This is a genomic window from Carnobacteriaceae bacterium zg-84 (assembly GCA_013874835.1).
GTDB lineage: Bacteria > Bacillota > Bacilli > Lactobacillales > Aerococcaceae > WM01.
The window spans coordinates 274,874-296,662 of sequence record CP059430.1 but is presented as its reverse complement, the minus strand read 5'-3'; the positions used below and the strand labels follow the sequence as shown (position 1 = coordinate 296,662).

24 protein-coding genes and 1 pseudogene are annotated in these 21,789 nt (G+C 32.7%); 12 read left to right on the top strand and 13 right to left on the bottom strand.

Annotation, left to right across the window (positions count from 1 at the left end; translation table 11 throughout):
- Positions 1 to 31: 31 nt before the first annotated feature.
- Together H1220_01420 and H1220_01415 are read left to right on the top strand one after the other, a co-directional pair.
- The gene (locus H1220_01420) at positions 32 to 454 is read left to right on the top strand and encodes an HIT family protein (protein QMI86060.1); all 423 of its coding nucleotides are present in this window, start codon (positions 32 to 34) and stop codon (positions 452 to 454) included.
- A gap of 9 nt (positions 455 to 463) precedes the next feature.
- Positions 464 to 814: a hypothetical protein gene (locus tag H1220_01415; GenBank protein ID QMI86059.1), complete on the top strand. Its 351-nt coding sequence runs from the start codon at positions 464 to 466 to the stop codon at positions 812 to 814.
- A gap of 21 nt (positions 815 to 835) precedes the next feature.
- Here the strand turns inward: H1220_01415 and pta are convergent, their stop codons facing one another.
- Complete coding sequence (pta, locus tag H1220_01410; GenBank protein ID QMI86058.1) at positions 836 to 1,813, bottom strand: phosphate acetyltransferase; 978 nt, start codon at positions 1,811 to 1,813, stop codon at positions 836 to 838.
- 137 nt (positions 1,814 to 1,950) lie between these two features.
- Between pta and H1220_01405 the strand changes: the two genes are divergently transcribed.
- From H1220_01405 to mscL, 3 genes are all read left to right on the top strand, one after another.
- The gene (locus H1220_01405) at positions 1,951 to 2,598 is read left to right on the top strand and encodes a hypothetical protein (GenBank protein QMI86057.1); all 648 of its coding nucleotides are present in this window, start codon (positions 1,951 to 1,953) and stop codon (positions 2,596 to 2,598) included.
- 12 nt (positions 2,599 to 2,610) lie between these two features.
- A complete protein-coding gene (locus H1220_01400) occupies positions 2,611 to 5,499 on the top strand; it encodes an insulinase family protein (GenBank protein ID QMI86056.1) in 2,889 nt (962 codons plus the stop codon).
- Between the two features lie 332 nt (positions 5,500 to 5,831).
- Positions 5,832 to 6,218, top strand: coding sequence for a large conductance mechanosensitive channel protein MscL (gene mscL / locus H1220_01395; protein QMI86055.1), 387 nt, complete (start codon positions 5,832 to 5,834; stop codon positions 6,216 to 6,218).
- Between the two features lie 116 nt (positions 6,219 to 6,334).
- Here mscL and H1220_01390 read toward each other — a convergent pair whose 3' ends face one another.
- From H1220_01390 to H1220_01375, 4 genes are read right to left on the bottom strand one after another with little or no spacing between them, the layout of a single operon-like run.
- Positions 6,335 to 7,630 carry an ABC transporter permease gene (locus H1220_01390; protein ID QMI86054.1) on the bottom strand — a complete coding sequence of 432 codons (1,296 nt, stop codon included), beginning with the start codon at positions 7,628 to 7,630 and terminating at the stop codon, positions 6,335 to 6,337.
- Entirely contained in the window at positions 7,623 to 8,522 is a 900-nt protein-coding gene (locus H1220_01385) for an ABC transporter ATP-binding protein (protein ID QMI86053.1), read from the bottom strand. Before H1220_01385 ends, H1220_01390 begins: the two co-directional genes overlap by 8 nt.
- A gap of 12 nt (positions 8,523 to 8,534) precedes the next feature.
- Positions 8,535 to 9,017: a hypothetical protein gene (locus H1220_01380; protein ID QMI86052.1), complete on the bottom strand. Its 483-nt coding sequence runs from the start codon at positions 9,015 to 9,017 to the stop codon at positions 8,535 to 8,537.
- A complete protein-coding gene (locus tag H1220_01375; protein QMI86618.1) occupies positions 9,010 to 9,216 on the bottom strand; it encodes a helix-turn-helix transcriptional regulator in 207 nt (68 codons plus the stop codon). The genes H1220_01380 and H1220_01375 overlap by 8 nt, the downstream gene beginning before the upstream one ends.
- Positions 9,217 to 9,413: 197 nt before the next feature.
- Here H1220_01375 and H1220_01370 point away from each other — a divergent pair, with 197 nt between their 5' ends.
- Positions 9,414 to 10,376, top strand: a complete 963-nt coding sequence (locus H1220_01370) for an asparaginase (protein ID QMI86051.1) — start codon at positions 9,414 to 9,416, stop codon at positions 10,374 to 10,376.
- Between the two features lie 10 nt (positions 10,377 to 10,386).
- Positions 10,387 to 11,463 carry an FAD-binding oxidoreductase gene (locus H1220_01365; protein ID QMI86050.1) on the top strand — a complete coding sequence of 359 codons (1,077 nt, stop codon included), beginning with the start codon at positions 10,387 to 10,389 and terminating at the stop codon, positions 11,461 to 11,463.
- Positions 11,464 to 11,497: 34 nt separating this feature from the next.
- On the opposite strand, the pseudogene H1220_01360 reads toward H1220_01365, so the two are convergent.
- From H1220_01360 to tsaB, 6 genes and pseudogenes are all read right to left on the bottom strand, one after another.
- Positions 11,498 to 11,800, bottom strand: a pseudogene (locus H1220_01360) (DNA-binding protein).
- A gap of 233 nt (positions 11,801 to 12,033) precedes the next feature.
- Positions 12,034 to 12,504 carry a GNAT family N-acetyltransferase gene (locus H1220_01355; GenBank protein QMI86049.1) on the bottom strand — a complete coding sequence of 157 codons (471 nt, stop codon included), beginning with the start codon at positions 12,502 to 12,504 and terminating at the stop codon, positions 12,034 to 12,036.
- A 208-nt stretch (positions 12,505 to 12,712) separates the two neighbouring features.
- The gene (locus tag H1220_01350) at positions 12,713 to 12,871 is read right to left on the bottom strand and encodes a hypothetical protein (protein QMI86048.1); all 159 of its coding nucleotides are present in this window, start codon (positions 12,869 to 12,871) and stop codon (positions 12,713 to 12,715) included.
- Between the two features lie 135 nt (positions 12,872 to 13,006).
- Positions 13,007 to 14,029: a tRNA (adenosine(37)-N6)-threonylcarbamoyltransferase complex transferase subunit TsaD gene (gene tsaD / locus H1220_01345; GenBank protein QMI86047.1), complete on the bottom strand. Its 1,023-nt coding sequence runs from the start codon at positions 14,027 to 14,029 to the stop codon at positions 13,007 to 13,009.
- Positions 14,022 to 14,441, bottom strand: a complete 420-nt coding sequence (rimI, locus tag H1220_01340; protein ID QMI86046.1) for a ribosomal protein S18-alanine N-acetyltransferase — start codon at positions 14,439 to 14,441, stop codon at positions 14,022 to 14,024. Before rimI ends, tsaD begins: the two co-directional genes overlap by 8 nt.
- On the bottom strand, positions 14,441 to 15,142 hold the full coding sequence (gene tsaB, locus H1220_01335; protein QMI86045.1) for a tRNA (adenosine(37)-N6)-threonylcarbamoyltransferase complex dimerization subunit type 1 TsaB: 702 nt from the start codon (positions 15,140 to 15,142) through the stop codon (positions 14,441 to 14,443). The genes rimI and tsaB overlap by 1 nt, the downstream gene beginning before the upstream one ends.
- A 107-nt stretch (positions 15,143 to 15,249) precedes the next feature.
- Between tsaB and H1220_01330 the strand changes: the two genes are divergently transcribed.
- Both H1220_01330 and H1220_01325 read left to right on the top strand, forming a co-directional pair.
- Positions 15,250 to 15,774, top strand: a complete 525-nt coding sequence (locus H1220_01330; GenBank protein QMI86044.1) for a GNAT family N-acetyltransferase — start codon at positions 15,250 to 15,252, stop codon at positions 15,772 to 15,774.
- Positions 15,775 to 15,842: 68 nt separating this feature from the next.
- Positions 15,843 to 17,243: an ISL3 family transposase gene (locus H1220_01325; GenBank protein QMI86043.1), complete on the top strand. Its 1,401-nt coding sequence runs from the start codon at positions 15,843 to 15,845 to the stop codon at positions 17,241 to 17,243.
- A gap of 84 nt (positions 17,244 to 17,327) precedes the next feature.
- Here H1220_01325 and H1220_01320 read toward each other — a convergent pair whose 3' ends face one another.
- On the bottom strand, positions 17,328 to 18,353 hold the full coding sequence (locus H1220_01320; protein ID QMI86042.1) for a branched-chain amino acid aminotransferase: 1,026 nt from the start codon (positions 18,351 to 18,353) through the stop codon (positions 17,328 to 17,330).
- A gap of 146 nt (positions 18,354 to 18,499) precedes the next feature.
- On the opposite strand from H1220_01320, the gene recX reads away from it, so the two are divergent.
- Both recX and mutY read left to right on the top strand, forming a co-directional pair.
- Positions 18,500 to 19,327 carry a recombination regulator RecX gene (gene recX, locus H1220_01315; GenBank protein QMI86041.1) on the top strand — a complete coding sequence of 276 codons (828 nt, stop codon included), beginning with the start codon at positions 18,500 to 18,502 and terminating at the stop codon, positions 19,325 to 19,327.
- Positions 19,305 to 20,426 (top strand): A/G-specific adenine glycosylase, encoded by a 1,122-nt coding sequence (gene mutY, locus H1220_01310; protein QMI86040.1) that lies wholly within the window; start codon positions 19,305 to 19,307, stop codon positions 20,424 to 20,426. The genes recX and mutY overlap by 23 nt, the downstream gene beginning before the upstream one ends.
- A gap of 166 nt (positions 20,427 to 20,592) precedes the next feature.
- Here the strand turns inward: mutY and H1220_01305 are convergent, their stop codons facing one another.
- Positions 20,593 to 21,024, bottom strand: a complete 432-nt coding sequence (locus H1220_01305) for a DNA starvation/stationary phase protection protein (GenBank protein QMI86039.1) — start codon at positions 21,022 to 21,024, stop codon at positions 20,593 to 20,595.
- A gap of 174 nt (positions 21,025 to 21,198) precedes the next feature.
- Between H1220_01305 and H1220_01300 the strand changes: the two genes are divergently transcribed.
- On the top strand, positions 21,199 to 21,690 hold the full coding sequence (locus H1220_01300) for a cupin domain-containing protein (protein ID QMI86038.1): 492 nt from the start codon (positions 21,199 to 21,201) through the stop codon (positions 21,688 to 21,690).
- Positions 21,691 to 21,789 lie beyond the last annotated feature (99 nt).

Sequence of the window (21,789 nt, the reverse complement as noted above, 5' to 3'; positions counted from 1 at the left end):
TGAGGGTATTAATATTTGGGGAGGAAATCTCATGACAGATTGTATATTTTGCAACATTTTAAAAGGAAATATTCCAAGTTATAAAGTATATGAAGACGACTTTGTTTTTGCCTTTTTAGACATTACACAAGTCACAAAAGGACATACTCTCATCATCCCAAAAGAGCACGTCAAAGATGTTTTTGAATGGACACCTAGTATTGCTACACATCTAGCAACAGCCATTCCTAAAGTTGCTAATGCTTTACAAAAAGCATTTCCAGATATGCAAGGATTAAATATTGTCAACAATAATAAAGAATTGGCGTATCAAAGTGTTTTTCATTCACATATCCATTTAATACCACGCTACACAAATGAGGATGACTTTGCTTTAACAATGCGTTCGAATATGGACGACTACACTAGTGACATGATGCAAGAAATTGCACAAAATATTAAAAATCAATTTTAAGAGGTCATTATGAAAAAACTAATAAAAGCAGCGTTATGGGTAGGCTCTTTATCAGGCGCGTATGTTTTATTAACACCTAAACAAAAACGTGAAGAACAATTAGAGCATGCTAAAATAGCCATTGATAATATTAAACAATCAAGTAAAAGTCTTATGTCATCAGTAGGTGATGTAAAAGAACAAGTTGCCTATTTAAAAGATGATGCTGCACCTTTTTTACAGGAAACTATTCAAGATGTACAACGTCGTGTAAAACAATTTACACAAGAAAACCAGCCTCGTTTTAGACGCATTCAAGAAAAACTACAGACTTTGCAAGAAGATTTAAAAAACATGAACAAAACAGACGACCGAGCATAACGCTTGGTCGTCTTTCAATATCTATTTCAATAAACTTTGATTTGCTGTAATAATCGCTAATTTATAAACATCTTCTTCATTACAACCACGAGATAAATCTGAAATTGGTTTGTTTAACCCTTGTAAAATGGGACCAATAGCTTCGAATCCGCCTAAGCGTTGTGCGATTTTATAGCCAATATTTCCAGATTGAATTTCAGGGAAAACAAAAACTGTTGCTTTACCTGCAACTGATGAATCTGGTGCTTTTTGTTCAGCAACACTTGGCACAAATGCTGCATCAAACTGTAATTCCCCGTCGATATTGTATTGTGGTGCTAATGTTTTTGCAATTTGAGCAGCTTCTACAACTTTAGAAACACTCTCACCTTTAGCAGAACCTTTTGTTGAGAAACTTAACATCGCTACATTTGGTTCAATATCAAAAATTTCTGCTGTTTTTGCACTTTCAACAGCAATTTCTGCTAATTCTTGTGCTGTTGGTTCTAAGTTAATTGCACAATCACTAAACACATAACGTTCTCTATCGCCACGTATCATCACAAATGCTCCACTTGTTTTACTAATACCTGGTTTTGTTTTAATGATTTGTAGAGCAGGTCGAACAGTATCGCCCGTCGAATGAATTGCTCCAGACACTAAACCATCTACTAAGTCCATATAAACAAGCATTGTTCCAAAGTAGTTTTCATCTTCTAATAAAGTATACGCATCTTCTTTAGACACTTTCCCATTACGGCGTTCTACAAAAGCATTCACCATTTCTTCTTTTTTATCATATGTTTTTGGGTCAATAATAGTCAATCCTTGAATAGATAAACCACGTTGTGTCGCTAGTTTCGTTACTTCTTCAACATTTCCTAATAAAACAGGCTCTAATAAATTATCTGCTTTTAAGCGAACTGCTGCACCTAATACACGCACATCAACCGCTTCTGGAAAAACAATACGAATATTCTTATTGACAATTTTCCCTTTTAAACTTTCAAACAAACTCATTCTGTTCATCTCCTATGCTCTATTTCTTATACGCTATATCCTACTACTTTTTGTACAAAAAAACCAGCAAGAATATTTAATGCAACAACATTAAAATTGTGTTAAAATGTATGTATTCGTTTTACAGGAGGACTTTTATGACGGTTTTATTTAAAAAACAAGCAAATTATCCATTAACTAATCAACACAACCAAACATTTGAAGCGACATGTTATCACTATATCAATAAACAAGAGCAACCAGATATTGCCAAAGCATTGTATGAAGGAACATTATTTCAAGCCCATGATCCGCATACAAATGAAGTGACGTCATTTACATATCCTTGTTTATACGAAGATTCACAAAAGAAATTTTTAGTGTTTTTCATCCCAAATGACACAGTTGCTTTTGAAGATGTTTCAGCAACTATGTTTGAAGGTGGTACAAATGACTATTCTGATTACACACTGCGCTTTACAAACTACGTAACAGAATTTTACGAAAAAATCAATATTTTAGATAGTCAATTACTTGATACGGAAGTTGAATGTGTCAAGTTATTCACACATACACTACTACAAGAACAAAATCAATTAAAAGAAAACACACATTTATTCTTCCATGAAGAAAGTGGTAAGCCTTTTATTATGGTCTTGTCACCGAATAATCAAGCTAGAGTTGATTACAACCAAGATTTAGTCGACATAGTACATAACCGCATTGAAAACAAATTACATTTGCCAAAAGGACAATTATTTCACGTCAACGGCAAATGGGCTATTGACGCCCTAGACTTAGCATAAAGGAGAAAATATATGAGTTTTCATTTAAAAGAACGTATCAATTTACCCGACATCAATAGTATCGGTTTCTTATATGAACATGATAAAACAAAAGCTAGAGTTGCCTATGTTCAAAATGAGGAAAAAAATAAAACTTTTTCTATTTCATTTATGACAATCCCATACGATGATAATGGAATCGCGCATATTTTGGAGCATTCTGTTTTATGCGGCTCTAAAAAATACCCTACAAAAGAACCATTTGTTGAATTAGCAAAAGGATCATTAAACACATTTTTAAATGCAATGACTTTCTCAGACAAAACAATGTATCCTGTTTCTTCTGAAAATGATAAAGATTTTACAAATTTAATGGACGTTTATTTGGACGCTGTCTTTTTCCCTAGATTGATTGATAATCCGTATATTTTAAAACAAGAAGGTTGGCACTATCACTTAGAAAAACCAGAAGATGATTTGATTTATAAAGGTGTCGTTTACAACGAAATGAAAGGTGCTTTTTCAGATCCTGAACAAGTAATCTATAGAGAAATTGATGCGAGATTATTCCCAGACACACTTTGTCAACATGAGTCTGGAGGCCATCCTCTTTCGATTCCAACGTTAACACAAGATGCATTCGTTGATTTTCATAGTACTTACTATCATCCAAGTAACTCATATACATTCTTATATGGAGCTATGGATATTGAGGAAAAACTTGCTCATTTGGACATGTATTTTAATCAATTTGATTATAAAGACATTGTGAAACCTTTTATTGACCAAAAACCATTTGAATCAATAAAAGAAGAAACTATTTCTTATTCGATTGAAGAGGATGAAACGGAAGAAAACAAAACATTCTTATCTATGAATTTCGCCATTGGACAAAGTGCCGATAGCAAAATGTATTTACAAATGACAATTTTATCAGATATTTTATTAGGTGCTTTAGGCTCTAATGCCGCCCCATTAAAAAAAGCACTGTTACAATCTGGTATTACATCTGACGTTTCCAGTTGGTATGCGGCACCATCTCATTTATCAAATTTGAGCATTCTCTTAAAAAATAGTGACATCAAACATGCTGATACTTTCAAGCGTATTGTTTTTGATACATTAAACGATATTGTAGAAAATGGTTTGGAACAAAAACTGGTTACTGCTGCCATTAACAAAGCACGATTTATGCTATTGGAAGGCAATGAGGAAGGCGCTGCGGCAAAAGGTGTTGTACGTGCTATTAACGCTATGGAATCATGGTTGTATAATGATAATCCATTTAGTTACTTTGGATTTACAAAAGACTTAGATGACATCGAAAAAAATCCAAAAATTCTTATTGATTTAATTCGTAAGTATCTATTAAATAATACGCATATTTTGATGTTACATGCTATTCCACAAAAGAATTTGAACAAACAAACATTCGAGAAAGTACATCAAGACTTGCAATTATATAAAAACTCTTTGACAAAAGATGACATTGATACTTTAGTAAAAGAAACACAAACATTATTGCACATTCAACAAACAGACGATACAAAAGAAGATTTAGAAAAATTACCACTACTATCTTTAGAAGATTTAAACGAAACAGCAAGTGACTATCCTCTTATCGTTGATAAACAAGACACAGTAACTTATTTAACATATAAAACATTTACTGGAAATATTGATTATTTTAACTTTTTCTTTGATATATCGCATATTCAACACAGTGATTATACTTACGTTGGGTTAATCGTTCGATTATTGGAACATCTTGGTACAAGTAACTATTCTGTTGAAGCATTATCCACTGAAATTGATAGCTATACGGGCGGTGTTTCCTTCAATACAAGCGCCTATACAAAAGGCGACGTATCTATCCCAATTTTAACAGTGAGTGGTAAAGCATTCTCTGAATATACACCAACATTACTAACTTTATTAAAAGAGATTTTACTACACACACAATTTACAGATAAACAAAAATTAAAAGAAGAATTATTAAAAATCAAATCTCGTATCGAATCAAATCAATTCTTTGGCACGAGCCATGTAGTAGCGTTTAATCGTTTAACAAGCTATTACAGTTCAAAAGCTGCTTATGGACAATTTACAGGTGGTATTGATTTCTATCGTTTTATTGCCGATATATTGGAAGATTTTGACGAACAAGCTTCAACACTTATTCAAAATCTGCAACGTGTTTATGCTCAATTATTTAACCAACATAAATTAACCATTGGTTATACAGGTGCATCAACCTCTATCCAAGACACGATAAAACCATTTCTAACAAATTTACCAAATAAACCATTAGAAAGTGTTCCTTTCATTGAACCATTTGGTATTTTAAATGAAGGATTTGCTTTATCCCAAGACATTCAATACGTCGGACAAGGTTACAATGTTGCCTTAGATGGATTATCCTTTACAGGTCACTTACTCGTGCTTAAAACACTTCTATCGTTTACATACTTATGGAATACTGTTCGTGTACAAGGTGGAGCCTACGGCGCATTTACTATTTTGGATAAAGAAGGTAGTTTCTTATTTATGTCTTACCGCGATCCAAATGTGCTTAAAACAATACAAGCCTATGAGAAAGCACCAGAATTTATTGAAACATTAGCATTAGATAATCGTGAACTTACGAAATATATTATTGGAACAATCGGCTCATTAGATACACCCCTATCCGAAAATGAAAAAGGATTAGTAGCATTCAATCGCTATTTAAAAAATATTACATTAGAAGATGTTCAAAAAGAGCGTTCACAAGTACTACATACAACAATTGAAGATTTAAGACAATTAGCAACATATGTTGAAAAAGCAATGTCACATAAAGCACGATGCGTTGTTGGAAGCAAGCAATCGTTAGAAGAAAATAAAGAATTATTTGACTCTATTATCCCACTGATTAAGTAAGGTTTTATACTATTATTTCAAAGCTGACTTAAAAGTAAAAAATATATAACACCAATCATTTATATCAGTACAAATACAAAAGCTGGATAAATAGTAAAGAGGCTTGACATCAACTTCAATAGTTTGATGTCAAGCCTTTTTGAGTATCACTAAATCCACTATTTAAAACAAATATTAATTTTTAAGTCAGCTTATTTTTATTTTTTGATTTATCAGATTAAAAAAAAATTAAATTTAAAATTTTAGTCCTTTTTCTATTGCATTTCTGCCCTATTTTCGATAATATGGTTTCTTGTAATTCATAATTATAATAAATAGAAAGGACAAGGATTATGTTAAAAGATACTTTAAAAGAATTGAAATCATTTTTATTACGTGGTAACATCGTAGACTTAGCTGTTGCTGTGATTATCGGTGGTGCATTTGGAGCAATTGTAAAATCTTTAGTTGAAGATATTTTCACACCAATCATTGCAATGATTTTTGGTCAACCAAGTTTTGAAAGCATTATGTTAGGAACAATCAGAGTAGGTAACTTTATCAACGCTGTTATTAACTTTGTTTTAATCGGTACTGTTTTATTCTTCACTTTAAAAGCAATTGAAACAGCAAGCTCTTTAAGAAAAAAAGCCGAAGCAGAAGTAACAGAAGAAACACCTGCTGCGCCTACATCTGAAGAATTATTAACAGAAATTCGTGATTTATTAAAATCAAAATAATTTTTTTAAAAGCATACCCCATGCTTACTTTTCAAAATATAAAAAATTTGGCATCAAATTTTTTATGACTAACAATAATGGCTCTTCGTCTTTTGATATGACGAAGAGCCGTTTTTCTAACTATTTTTATTGTTTCTTTTACGTTCACTTTTCATTAAAGTAAATCCTTGTTTAATCACTTGCAAAGGTCCTTTATCTGAGTAAATTAAAACATTTGCCTTATACATTTCCATACCTAAATATAATACTAAAATGGTAAAAGCTATCGTTAATCCCATAATACTAAATAGCTCAACAACTTGAATAGAACTTGATGCTACTCTAAATGGAACGATAAATGGTGATAAAATTGGAATAAACGATGCTACACGAACGACAATATTATTTGGCATTATCATACCGAACATTCCAATATAAAATCCGACAACTAAGAATAAAACAAGAGGTAACATCACTTTTTGAACATCTTCAACTTTAGAAACCATTGAACCACACACACCTGAAATAACGGTAAATAAAATCGTGCCAAGTAAAGCAAAGATACCCGTATAAACAAGCATATCTCCAGCGACTTCCCAAAGATTGATACCACCTAATAATGTATTCAATAATGTTGCTCCGTCAAAAACAAACCACGCTACCACTCCTAATATAGCATAAATACCAATTTGTGTAACGACCACTAATGAAATACCACATAGTTTACCTAAGAAATGTGTTTTTGCATCGGTACTTGATAAAATAATTTCCATCATGCGCGTTCCTTTTTCACTTGCAATTTCTTGTCCAATTATACTCATGTACATAGATAGCATGATGTATAAGAAGAAAATAGCACCGTATGCAATGATTTGGCGTAGAGATTCTTTTTGATCTCCCTCATCTTGTATTTTAACAATACCTTCTTTTAATGACTCTTCATCTAAACGATTACTTGAAATACTTACATGTGTTTGTAATAATGTTTGAGCAACTTGTGCATCCACACGATGCTCTGCCATAACATTTTGTAATTCAATTCCCGTTAAAACTTGTGATAATTTTGTTGTGTCGACTTTATCACTAGATGCTTTACGATATAATTGTGCATGAATTTTTCCTGCTTTTTCTTCAATCGTTACATAAGCAAAAATATCGTTTGATTCTAATTTTGCAAGTGCATCAGCCTCATCTTTTGTGTCAACTAATGATAGCTCTGTATTCAATGCTTTAATACGATTTAACAAGTTGGTATCTTGTGTCAAAATTCCCACTGGACGATAAGCTGCTTCTTTTTGTTGATTGCCAATGTATCCACCAACAAACTGTATAATAACAAAGAAAATAATAGGTAACACAACCATGGCTATAAAAGCACCAGATTTAATATTTCTTCGATAACATTCTTTTAAAATAGTTTTAAATTTACTCATGATGTTCGCCTGCTTTCAATTTAAAAATTTCTTCTAATGTTAATGGCTGTTGACTAAACGTTTGAATATAGCCATCTTTTGTTACATACTCATATAAAATTTTCCCTGCTTCTTCATTTTCTAAAGTAATGTTTAATCCATTATGTTTAGCTTTTACGACAGATTTCACACCTGGAACTTGCAATAATTCTTCAGGAGTATGCTTAGATTCTAAAAAGACATGTGTACGACCAAAAAATTCACGAATTTCTTGTACACTACCTTTTAAAACAACTTGCCCTTTATCAATCATTAATAATTCATCACATAATTCAGAAACGTTTTCCATATTATGACTTGAAAAAATGACACATGCTCCTCTATCACGTAAGGATAAAATACCTTTTTTTAATAACTCTGCATTGAGAGGATCTAGACCTGAAAATGGCTCGTCTAAAATAATCAATTTAGGCTCGTGTATCAATGTGGCAATGACTTGCACTTTTTGTTGATTTCCTTTGGATAATGTTTTAATTTTATCTTTTCTTTTTCCTTTGACATCAAATAATTTTAGCCATTCATTAATTTTAGGAGAAATTTCTTTTTTTGTTTTACCACGTAATTCAGCAAAATATAGTAGTTGCTCTTCAATTGTAAGCTTGATAGACAAACCTCGTTCTTCTGGTAAATAACCAATATCATTACTATCCTCTTTTGTAAATGGGTGATTATTCCATAAAACAGTACCTCTATCGGCTGTAATAAAATCTAAAATCAATCTAAAAATAGTCGATTTCCCAGCACCATTCTTTCCAATCAATCCTAGAATTTTTCCATTATCCACTTTAAATGAAACGTCATTAACAGCTTTCAATTCACCAAATGATTTTTGTAAATGTTGCACTTCTAACATAAAAACACCTTCCTACATTTTTCTTTTTAAAATAGCATATACCACATTCATCACAATAAAAAATAATACTATTATTGTAGCACCCATTATTAATACGGTCCATAAAACAAGTTTTTCTGGTTGTTGATTTATTCCACCATATTTTTCATAATCAGCAACTAAAAAACCACCACAAAATCCTGTTATAGTTATGAGTATGGAAAAAGTGATTTTTGAGGCAATTAACCTAGATTTATCACTGATGAACAATAATCGTTCATCATTTAATTTAGCAAATTTCTTAAAACCTTTTGTTTGTATGTACAAATAAATAAAATATAAAATAAGTGTAAGTATTTCACCACATAATATACCCAACAAAAATCCCGAATCTTTTTTATACCCTAAATAGAGGATAAAAACAAAAACAAGAGAACTAATCATAGCTACAATACCTTGTCTATACTGTCTATCTAATTTTTTATAATTCCTAAAAAATTCTTTTAATTTATACATTTTCATCCTCCTGAAATATAAAAACATCTTCAATCGTTAAATGAAATATTTTAGCAATTTGATACGCTAATGGTAATGAAGCGATATATTTTCCTTGTTCTAACGAAATAATGGTTTGTCTGGTCACATCGACCATATCTGCAAGCATTTCTTGCGATAATCGCTTTTCTTTTCGTAATTCTTTAATACGATTATCTATTTTCATAAGCATCTACCTTTCATATTCTGTGCACCATATAAAATGTATTATTTCTTATACTGAAAGTATAGTATACTTTACATTTTGTGTCAAGTAAACTTTACAAAAAAAGTAAAGTCTATTTGACATATTATTTTTTACCAAAATATTAAATTTCATGTATAATAGACGTAGTTATGATTTTGGAGGTTATTTATATGAAGCATTTGCTAATTTTACATACTGGCGGCACTATTTCTATGAGCGAAGATCAAACAACTGGACGTGTAGCACCAACGGAATCAAATCCTTTATTAAAACATACAGAAACTTTATATTATCCAGCGCAAATTACTCAAGAAGATTTTTTTCATTTACCGTCACCTCATATCACACAAGTGGAAATGTTTGCTTTGAAAGAACGTATTGAAAGAGCCATTCAAGAGGGAATCAACGCTGTCGTTATCACACATGGTACAGACACTTTAGAAGAAACCGCATATTTTTTAGATTTAACATTACCAAAAGATATTCCTATTGTTGTCACCGGTGCTATGCGTTCTAGTAATGAACTCGGTTCTGATGGTTTAATCAATTTGCAAAATGCTATTTTAGTAGGACTATGTGATGAAAGTATTGGAAAAGGTGTTCTTGTTGTGATGAACGATGAAATTCATACAGCAAAATATGTCACAAAAACACACACAACAAATTTAGCGACATTCCAAACACCTACCTTTGGCCCTATTGGTTTAATTTCTAAAAACCGTGTATTGTATTTCCAAACGCTAACAGAATATGAAACATTTCCTATTAAAGAATTACATAAACAAAATATTCATTTAATAAAAGCTCATGCAGGCATGGATAGCTTTTTCTTAAATATGCTTACAAAAGAAAACACAGACGGACTTGTCATTGAAGCACTTGGTGCAGGGAACTTACCTCCGAAAACATTATCTGGATTAAAGCATATTATTGAACAAGATATCCCTGTTGTACTTGTTTCTCGTGCTTTTAATGGTGTCACACAAGATGTGTACGACTACGTAGGTGGAGGTAGACAATTAAAAGAAGCTGGCGTTATTTTTACAACAGGTTTAAGTGGTCAAAAAGCACGACTAAAGTTAATGGTACTTCTAAATACATCACTCACTCAACCTCTACATAAGCACTTTTAAGGAGAATATTATGAAAAAACGTATTGCTGTAATTGGTGGAGGTATTGTTGGTTCAACATGTGCCTTTTATCTTGCCAAAGCAGGTCACAACATAACCTTATTTGACGACGGGACAGGACAAGCAACAAAAGCGGCAGCAGGTATTATTAGCCCTTGGTTATCTCAAAGACGAAATAAAGTCTGGTATCGTTTAACAGCCAACGGTGCAAGTTTCTATCAAACATTATTAAGCGATTTACAAAGTCTTGGATATAACACTGATTTTTATCAACAGAATGGAACACTCGTCTTTAAAAAATCGGATAAATTATTAGATAAAATCACGAACTTAGCACATCAAAGACGGGAAATAGATACATTAATAGGTGATTTAAAACGGATGAGTGTCGATGATTTAACAACTTTGATGCCTGAACTCACTCCCCCTAGTCCTGCATTATTCGCATCTGGTGGGGCTTTGATTGATGGAAAAGATTTTATTGATACCTTACATCAAGCCTCTTCTCAATTTGATTTTCATTTTGTGAACACTAAAGTAGATATCACATCCCTAGAATTTGATGCGATTGTATTAGCGGTGGGTGCATGGTTGCCAGAATGCTTAGCACCTTTTGGACTAAAAGTAGACGTACGTGCACAAAAAGGACAATTATTTAGTGCTTGTCTATCCAATCAACAAACAGATAACTATCCTGTTTTAATGCCTCAAAGCGAAATTGATTTATTACCATTTAAAAATGGTAAATGGGTTATCGGTGCTACCCACGAAAATGATATGGGCTTTGATTTAACACCTGATTTAACCGTTTTAGAACAAATGAAAGCAGAAGCAAGTCATTGGTTACCAGAATTAGATAGATGCGATATGGAGGACATTCGTGTAGGCACACGTGCTTACACGAGCGACTACACGCCATTTTTTGGTAGTGTTCCTTACTTAGAAAATGTATATACCGCAAGCGGACTAGGTGCATCTGGTCTAACATCGGGTGCATACATTGGATATTTGTTATCTGAACTTATTCAAGAAAAAGAACTTCCAATGGATATTACACCGTATTCGCCGAGTAAGTATATTACTAAATAAATTTTATATAAAAAACATGGGGAACTGACAGACTCTAAATGTCAGTTCCCCTAGCATTAGTAGTTATTGCCCATTTCTGTGGTGATAATCTAAACGAGTTACTTCCAGCTTCTTTTAAACCCCCTCGAATTCGAGGGGGTTAAATCTGGATTGTCTAACTTTCCCAAATTCCTAAATATTCAATCGTATTAAAATTTCTCATCCAATTTGCCACAACAACATTAGGTTTTTCCTTGTTTTTATATCTCGCAATAATATAATCATTCTTAAAATCTTCTGTATAAACTTCTATTACCAAACCTTTAGCTTTAATAGTTTCTTTTTTTATTTTTATCAAAGTGATTTCCCTTTTCTAGTTCCCATGTATTGCTTAGAACCATGTAATATTATATGGCTCTAAACAACACATAGATTATTACTTTCTTGAGTTTTAATATTTTGTAGAAGTACTAAAATCTTTGATTTTATTAACATAATTATAGCATGAAAATCACCTGTAAAATCATATAGTCAAATCAATACTTACAGAAACTATATTCAAGTGACGTCTGAAGACTTGTCATTATATGTTTAATCTCCTAAATATTTAATGTAAATTTGGCAAGGGTTCCATTCATCCCATAAAGTTGGAAATACTTCTAACTCCTTATAACCTACCGAAGTATAGAAACTATTCGTAATATCATATTCTTTATAGTGGCCAGATTGAACTGTTTTCACTTGAGAATATATGTATCCCAATTTCTTAGCTAATTTTTCATACGCTTCATTTAATTGTGTTGCTGCACCTTGTCGGTGAAATTTCTTTTTTATTCCCATTACAAATATATCTGCACAGTCTGGGCTTGTAGTATTTAAAACTATAAATCCTACAATCTCATCTTGATAAAAAGAAGCCAAGAAAGGTTTGTCTTGTGAGTCAGTGATATATTCTTCTGTGCTTTCTGGCATACCAAACCATTCTGGGAGATCATAAAGAACTTCCTTAGAAATTTTTTCCTTTTCTTCCTTATCTTTTATTTCTTTAACGATAAATTTCATATTTTCTCTCCAATTTATTTGTTTTATATTTTTGTAGAAGGCTGTAAAACCTGATTTCATTGTTACTATCTACCATTTTCATAATGATGACACGAAATCCTTCAACAACATCAAAACCGACACTATCAAACAATAGGGATGGGATAGCATCATCACCCTCTAATAACAAAATGTAATCTTCAATTTTTTTTATGTTATCATAAGCTGACTATAAATGGTCATCATGATGTGTATTCTCATAAATACCTAGTAGAGTATCCACTATGCTAGTCATTCCCATACTATATGTGGTATTTTGCATATAATGAATATCCAATAATTGACTAAAATGAAAAGCAACAGCACATTTTACTAATACCTTTAACAATCTACTTGCACTTTTTATAAAACGCTTACCACATACAAACAACTGAATTATCAACTATTCTGACTTATAGTAGTTTTATTATATTTTTCTGATTTTATAATAAATCATATTGATGACCAAGATCACCAACATGATTTATTCATCTTCTCCTAAGCTTAATCCCGGACTAGCATTTAAATCTAGCTGAGCAAAATGTCCTCTTTGATATACGCTATAAGCTGCTGCACCAATCATGGCGGCATTGTCCCCACATAATTGAAATGGTGGAATCGTCAGTGGAATATTTGGAAACTGTTCGTTAAGTGTTTTTTGTAAGGTATGTCGTAATCCTTTATTGGCAGCCACACCTCCAGCTAAAACAAATTGTTTTACCGGATACGTCTGAATAGCTTTCACAGTTTTATGAACCAGTGTGTCAATAACACTTGCTTGAAAACTCGCTGCTAAATTTTCTGGCTCTATCGTGTCACCTTTTTGCTTGGCATTGTGCACAGCATTGATAACCGCACTTTTTAGTCCGCTGAAACTAAAATCAAAGTTGTCCTCTTTTATCATCGCACGTGGTAAGTTCATCGTGTCTTGTCCTTTATGCGCTAATTCATCAATCGCTTTACCACCTGGATAAGACAAATTCAAAATACGTCCAACTTTATCGTATGCCTCTCCAACAGCGTCATCTCTTGTTTCACCAATAATGTTAAATACATTATCTTCTGGCATATATACTAACTCCGTATGCCCACCACTGACAAGCAATGCCATTAACGGAAATTGTAACGGTTCTTGTAATTGGCTTGCATAAATATGTCCCGCCATGTGATTAACAGGAATCAGCGGTTTGTTGTGTGCAAAGGCTAGTGCTTTAGCAGCTGTTATGCCAATTAACAATGCACCTACTAACCCTGGTCCCTCAGTAACAGCCACTGCATCAATATCATGCATTGTGACATTGGCATCAACAAGTGCTTCATCAATCACTTGTGTGATTTGCTCAACATGATGTCGACTGGCAATTTCTGGAACGACACCTCCAAATCGCATGTGACTTTTTACTTGTGAAGCGACCACATTGGATAATTGCTCACACCCATTTTTAATCACAGCTGCACTTGTTTCATCGCAACTTGACTCAATCGCTAAAATTAACACATCATTCATCTTTTTTCCACCTATAAATCATCGCATGTTCAACTGGATTTTTATAATACTTTTTCCTAGTCGACATCAAACGAAATCCTATTTTTTCATAAAAACGTCTTGCACTCTCATTACTTTCACGCACTTCCAGAAAGCACGTATCAATATGTTTTTCACTAAAAAAGCTATGCATCATTTGCCATAAAGCTTTTGCATGCCCTTTTCCTTGGTATTTTGTTGACACAGCAATATTGGTAATTTCTGCCTCGTTTAAAATATATTGGCAACCAATAAAACCCTCTTTAGACACAAAATAAATAGTGCGATTTAATTGTAAATCATCTTCAAAATCTTTTTGTGACCAAGATAGTCCTGTTTCTTGGGCTATTTGATACAAAAAGAGAGCATCCTCGATATTAGCTTGTCGTATCATTAGTACTTCACTCTTTCCACAAGATGATGAACTTCTTGATGTTCAACTAACCATTTTTCCTCTGCTTCTGCTTTTTTCAAGTAAAGAGGTGTCAACAAGTGCGGGTCTACTGTATCGGCATTATCCGCTATTCTAGCAAGTACTCTAGCATCTGGATAAACTATTACAGACCGTGCATTTTCTAATGTTATAATGTCCTCTTGATAACTTTCTATATCTGGGCTAATAAAGACAATTTGTTTGCTGCACTGTTTTAAAAATTCCAGTAAAGAGTCAAAGGATATATGACAATTTTCTAAAATGACTTGTCCATTTTTATCATAAATACCGGCATAAACATGATGACGACGTGCATCAAAAAACGGCACAATCCACTCATCCTCTTGTGCTACATACATGTTCGCCAATAAATCTAAACTTGGTAGAGCAATCAGCGGTATCTTCAATGTATATGCTAGTGTTTTTGCATACGTTACTCCTATTCTCAATCCCGTATAAGAACCAGGACCATTGGAAACGATAATTTTTGAAATCTGTTGAGGTATTAACTGGGCTTGTTTGCACAATGTATCAACTGTTGAAGCCAACACAATACTATGCTGTAAAGTTGGATGAATATGTTCAAATGCCACTATTTCTTTATCTTTTTGTAAAGCAATGGATAATGTTTTATTTGATGCTTCTATTGCTAATGTAATCATAGTACCTCCATTTTTTCAATCTTACCTCTTATTTTAACGGATTGCTTTGCTTTTGGCAAAAAGATGATATAAAATAAAGAAAAAAATAGATATAAAGAAGGGATAAGATGCTAGAAATAAAACCGATTGAAGAAAAAGATGTCTATCACTTGTGGAAAATCGGCTTTTCAAAAGCCGATATGGAATGGACAAAATGGAACGGACCTTACTTTGAAGATTATGAAGTGTATACATTTGAAACATTTCAAAAAGAATTATCATTTTACAAAAATACTGATTACTGTTGGGGTATCTATGTTGACGATACTTTAATTGGTGCCTTGTTTAGACACTGGGAATATCAGAAAACACGGTGGCTTGAAATCGGGATTGTGATTTACGATGAAAACTATTGGAATGGTGGATACGGAACAGAAGCCTTACGTTTGTGGATACCTAAAACATTTAAAGATTTCCCAGAAATTGAACATATCGGCTTAACAACATGGAGTGGTAATAAACGTATGATGAGAGCTAGTGAAAAACTAGGTCTATTACAAGAAGCATGTATTCGTAAAGTACGCTATTGGCAAGGTGTTTATTATGATTCCGTTAAATACGGCGTGTTAAGAGATGAATGGGACACAATATAATCATTAAAAATGGTGAACTGACCTTTTAGATGTCAGTTCACCACTTTATTTAGGCTCTATAATAAATCGTGTTGGTGGGAATAATCCACCAACACGATTTTGTATATAAAAGTGGACAAAAAAAGAGAAATACCTGTATGATTAAATCACCACAATTAAACAAGGAGGTATTTCTCATGGATTATTATACAAAAAAATTATTGACATTAACAGATAAATCTTTCATAGCTGATGAACATTGGTTAGAAGAAAAAACAATAAATGGTATTCCACACCACTTTATTAAAGGTACTTGGACAAAGCCTTGCCACACCTGTCCACATTGTCATGCTAAAACACTCATCAAACATGGGACATATCAAACGAAAACATTATTACCAAAGTTTAGACAAATCAAAACTGTTTTACTTCTTAAAAGAACCCGTTATCGCTGTAAAACGTGTCTAAAAACCTGTTCTTCTTCGTGTTCTTTAGTCGATAAACATTGTTGTATTTCTAAAGAATTAAAACAACTTATTGCACTTGATTTAACGAAAAATATTTCAAGAAAACATATCTGCCAAGACCACTTTGTATCTGATGTGACCGTACAACGTGTCTTAGATAAATATACAAAACAAGTTAAACCGTCTTTTCATTATCTACCTAAGGTACTATGTATCGACGAATTTAAGTCTGTGACATCTCATTTAGGGAAGATGAGTTTTATCTGTGTAGACGGATTGACGCACCGTATTATTGATGTGTTACCTAGTCGCCAATTAGACCATTTAATCACTTATTTTAAACAATTTTCTAAAAAAGCAAGACATAGCGTTCGCTATCTTGTTATGGATATGAATGCCAATTATGGCAAACTTATTCAGAAGGTTTTTCCTAATGCCGTTATTGTCACAGATAGATTTCATATCATACAACATATACATCGGAATTTAAATACACTACGTATAAAAGAAATGAACACCTTTAAAAAAGAAGAAAAGGCTTATAAACACTTAAAGAAATACTGGAAATTATTATTAAAAGATGCCTTTGATGTAAATGATACAGACTATCACTATCACCAATCCTTTAAAACATATCTGACACACGCACAAATCCTGGATAGATTATTAGACTATAGTCCTGTTTTAAAACAAGCATATGAGTTTGTACAAGAGTTGAGATATGCTTATAGACAGCGAGATTTTGAGTCATTTATGGAGGTTATTCATCATATTGACCCGTCATTACCAGAGTGGTTTAGAAAGAAATTTGATATTTTTAAAACCTATCAGAATGGTATTTATCAAGCTTTTACCACACCTTATTCAAACGGTATCACAGAAGCTATCAACAATCATATTAAAGTCATCAAACGGATTGCCTATGGCTACAGACGTTTTTCTTATTTTAGATTGCGTATTTTAATCATACAACACCATTCTCAGTGGCAGAAAAAGAATGTGAAAAAGGTAGTGAATGGTTAATGCCATTCACTACCAACATACTCACTATTTCTCTCCACCAACACAATTTGACGAAGAGCCTTTATTTATATTTATCGTAGACTTTTATACTTTTTCAATCCAACCGTCTGGTGCATCAATATCACCATATTGAATACCAACTAATTCGTCATATAGGCGGCGTGTTACTGGACCCACTTCGGTTTCTGAGTAAAACACATGAATTTTATCTCTGTACTCAATCGCACCAATTGGTGAAATAACAGCTGCTGTTCCACATGCTCCCGCTTCACTATAATCTGACAATCTATCAATATAAACATCGCCCTCTTCTACTTCTAACCCTAGACGATGCTCTGCCAAATATAATAAAGAGTATTTCGTAATACTTGGTAAAATAGATGGAGATTTAGGTGTAACAAACTTTTTACCGTCTTTTGTAATACCAAAGAAATTCGCTGCTCCTATTTCTTCTATTTTTGTATGTGTAGCAGGGTCTAAATAAACTGCATCACTAAATCCCTGCGATTTTGCTTTTTTAGATACAATCAAACTACCCGCATAGTTACCACCAACTTTTGCTGCTCCTGTCCCATTTGGAGCGGCCCTGTCGTATTCTGTCACCATAAATCTTGTTGGTGTTAAACCACCTTTAAAATAAGCTCCTACTGGCATAACAAACACTGAAAAAATATACTCTGGCGCTGGAGCAACACCAATATTATCTCCTACACCAATAATATACGGACGTATATATAAACTTCCTCCAGTTCCATAGGGTGGTATATACTCTTCATTTGCTTTGACAACTTGTTTCACGGCATCAATAAATTTATCCATAGGTACTTCTGGCATTAACAAACGTTGACAACTTTTATTTAGACGATGTGCATTTTGATCTGGTCTAAATAAATTGATGCTACCATCTTTACAGCGATAGGCCTTTAAGCCTTCAAAAGCTTGTTGCCCATAATGTAATGCTGTTGACCCCTCAGAAATATAAATTTTATTATCTTCTGTCAACGCCCCATTGTCCCATTGACCGTCTTTCCAATACGAAATATAGCGATAAGGTGTTTTCATATAAGAAAATCCTAAATTTTTCCAATCAATATTTACTTGATTCGTCATACTTTTACCTCCAACTTGATTTACTTTTTATTGTATGGATTTCATCAATAGAAGTCAATATTTTTTATCATCAAATTTTAATCAAACTAGCGTTATATGTTCTTCTTCATGTATACTTTCATTATGAATAAGAAAAGAGGTACATCATGAATACAATTACTGCGATTGAAGTCCAAAAAAAGAAAAAAAATCGTTATAATATTTTTGTGAATGACACATTTAAATTTGGTGTTTCAGAAGATACTCTCATTAAATTTCGTCTACACAAAGGTATGGTACTAACCGATGACCTTGAGCATGAGATTTTATCTCATAATGACTATCAACGTGTTTATTTAAAAGGCATTCAGTATTTATCTTATGGCTTAAGAACAGAAAAAGAGGTGTATGATAAATTACTGTCTTTAGAGGATGTTCATATACCACTTATTGAGAATGCCATTAACCAGTTGAAAAAAGAAAAATATATCAATGATACTTTTTATGTAAAAGCCTTTATTCAAAATACATTAGCGACAACTAAAAAAGGAAAGCATGCCATTATCCAAACTTTACAAAAAAAGGGTATTGATACACAACTTATTGATGAAGGTATAGAACAATACTACTCACCTGATGAATTAGATACAGCCATTTCTGTTGCGTCCAAATATATACAAAAACAAAAGAAAATGTCAAAAAAAGCATTGTTAGAAAAAACAACGCAACATCTTGTACAAAAAGGCTATACATATGCCGTAGCCAAAGAAGCTGTTTCACATGTCGATATTGCTGTTTCAAAAGAAGATGAATTAGAGGCACTGTACGAGCATGCAGATACTTTGTACAAGCGATATGCAAAATCATACAATGGGTATATATTAAAACAAAAATTATCAAATGCTCTTTATCAAAAAGGTTTTTCATACGATGATATTAGAGCATATATCAATGATAAAATGGAGAACGAAGATGACAGATTTATTGAAAGATAATGGCATTATCTTATGGGAAAAGGAAAAAATCGAAGATTTTAGACAAACTTTATTAAAATGGTACGATGAGAATAAGCGTGATTTACCTTGGCGTCGCACAAAAGATCCGTATGCCATTTGGGTGTCCGAAATCATGCTCCAACAAACACAAGTTGTGACTGTTATTCCTTATTACACACGTTTCATGACACTATTCCCTACCATTACAGATTTGGCGAATGCTCCGGAATCTGTTTTATTAAAAGCATGGGAAGGATTAGGGTATTATTCACGTGTTCGCAATATGCAAAAAGCTGCTCAACAAATGGTTGCATTACACAATGGAAAAATGCCTCAAACATTAAAAGATATTTTGGCACTAAAAGGTATTGGCCCTTATACAGCAGGTGCGATTGCAAGTATTGCATTCAATCTTCCCGAACCTGCTGTCGACGGAAATGTGATGCGTGTTATGGCTCGCTTATTTGAAATCAATTTAGATATTGCTCAACCAAAAACACGTACTGTTATCGAAGCCTTAATGAAAGAACTCATCGACCCAAATAGACCGGGTGATTTTAACCAAGCTCTTATGGATTTAGGAACCGATATTTGTTCTGCTTCCAATCCTAAACCAGAGATTAGCCCAATTAAAAAATTTAATGCGGCATATCAAAATGGAACGATGCACATTTACCCCATTAAATCAAAAAAATCTAAAGCAACAAATGTTTATTATACAGCCTATGTTATCGAAAATGACAAAGGACAATTTTATTTGCAGCAACGCGAAGAAAATGGATTATTGGCAAATATGTGGCTATTCCCTATGGTTGAAAATAAAGTGTATGAGCAAACAGCTTTAAATATTTTTGAAAATGAAGAACCTTATACTATACCTGTTAAACAACCAACTAAAAAAGGAACTCATGAAGTATTTGAAAAAATTGGAACTGTCACACATTTATTTAGTCATTTAAAATGGCATATTGATGTCGTGAAAGTAGTTGGCCTACCTGCCAATATAAAAGGTATATGGGTACATCCAAGTGAGTTTCATAAGTACCCTATGCCAACACCTCAACAAAAAATGCTTACACTTATCAAAAAGCATAGATAAACTAAAAGGATGCACTCTATAAAACGAAAGAGGAAAATAAACGTCTGTTTTTCTCTTTTATATAATCCTTTTTAGTCAGTACTTTTAATACGAACGTATCCCAAATATTAAAATAAAGACACTCGAACATTTTTGTCATGTTCGAGTGTCTTTATTTTAAGTTTGTTTAACCTAAAGTTGCTTCTAACATCCACAACTCTTTATCATAAAATCCTTTAATACCAATTAACATATCTTGGCTTACGTGGTCGCCTTCTGTTGCATCAATACCTTTTTCTAATAGTGAAACGATAACTTTAAAGTCTTCTACAACCTCTTTAACCATTTCAATTTGAGATTTTTCTTTTGTATATGGTGCTTCTTTGATAGAAGATACTTCTAAAAATTCAGCTAATGTTGATACTGGTTTACCTTTAATCATTAAAAGACGTTCTGCTACTTCATCTAATTGTTCGTGAACTTCATTGTAGTAATCTTCAAATTTTTGGTGTAAACGGAAGAACGCTTCTCCTTTTACATAAAAATGGTGTTGATGTAGTTTAATGTATAATACACCTAAGTTCCCAACTAATTCATTTAATACTGTTTCTTTTGACATTTGATACTCTCCTTTTATATAAACAATTCTTATTTAGAATTATTATTGATAAGATAATTTTACCGTATGTTCTATTAAAAGTCAACTCTTATTTAGAATGATTTCAAATAAGATAATAAACTTAACAAATAAGAATAATTTTGTTAAACTATAGAAAAAACGTGGAGGCGTCTTATGAATGCACATGATTGGGTTAAAAAATTAAACTTAGAACCTCATTCTGAAGGAGGTTATTTCAAAAAAACATATCATAGTGATATAAATATTTCTTTGAAAACAACGACACGAGCTGTTGCAACGTCTATCCTATTTTTACTAAAAACGAACAATCCCTCTCATTTTCATCGTTTAAAATCTGATGAAACATGGTATTATCATGCAGGTCACCCATTGACTGTACACATGATTTTCCCAAATGGAGAATACAAAACTGTTTCTCTTGGATTAGGTGAACATGATGTTTTACAATTTACCGTACCTCGCGGTGTTATTTTTGGTTCAACAGTAGAAAGTAACAATGATGACGACTTTGCTATTGTTGGATGCTGTGTCACACCAGCTTTTGATTATGACGATTTTGAATTATTTACACAAAAACAATTACTTGCGATTTATCCTCAACATAAAGACATTATTCATCAATTAGCCTATGATGTATTGCCATAAACGAAAAACATCACTCTTATTTCATGAGTGATGTTTTTCGTTATAGGAGCTGTTTTAACACAACCCTAAAACAATATACTTTAAAGCATTTTTATGCTA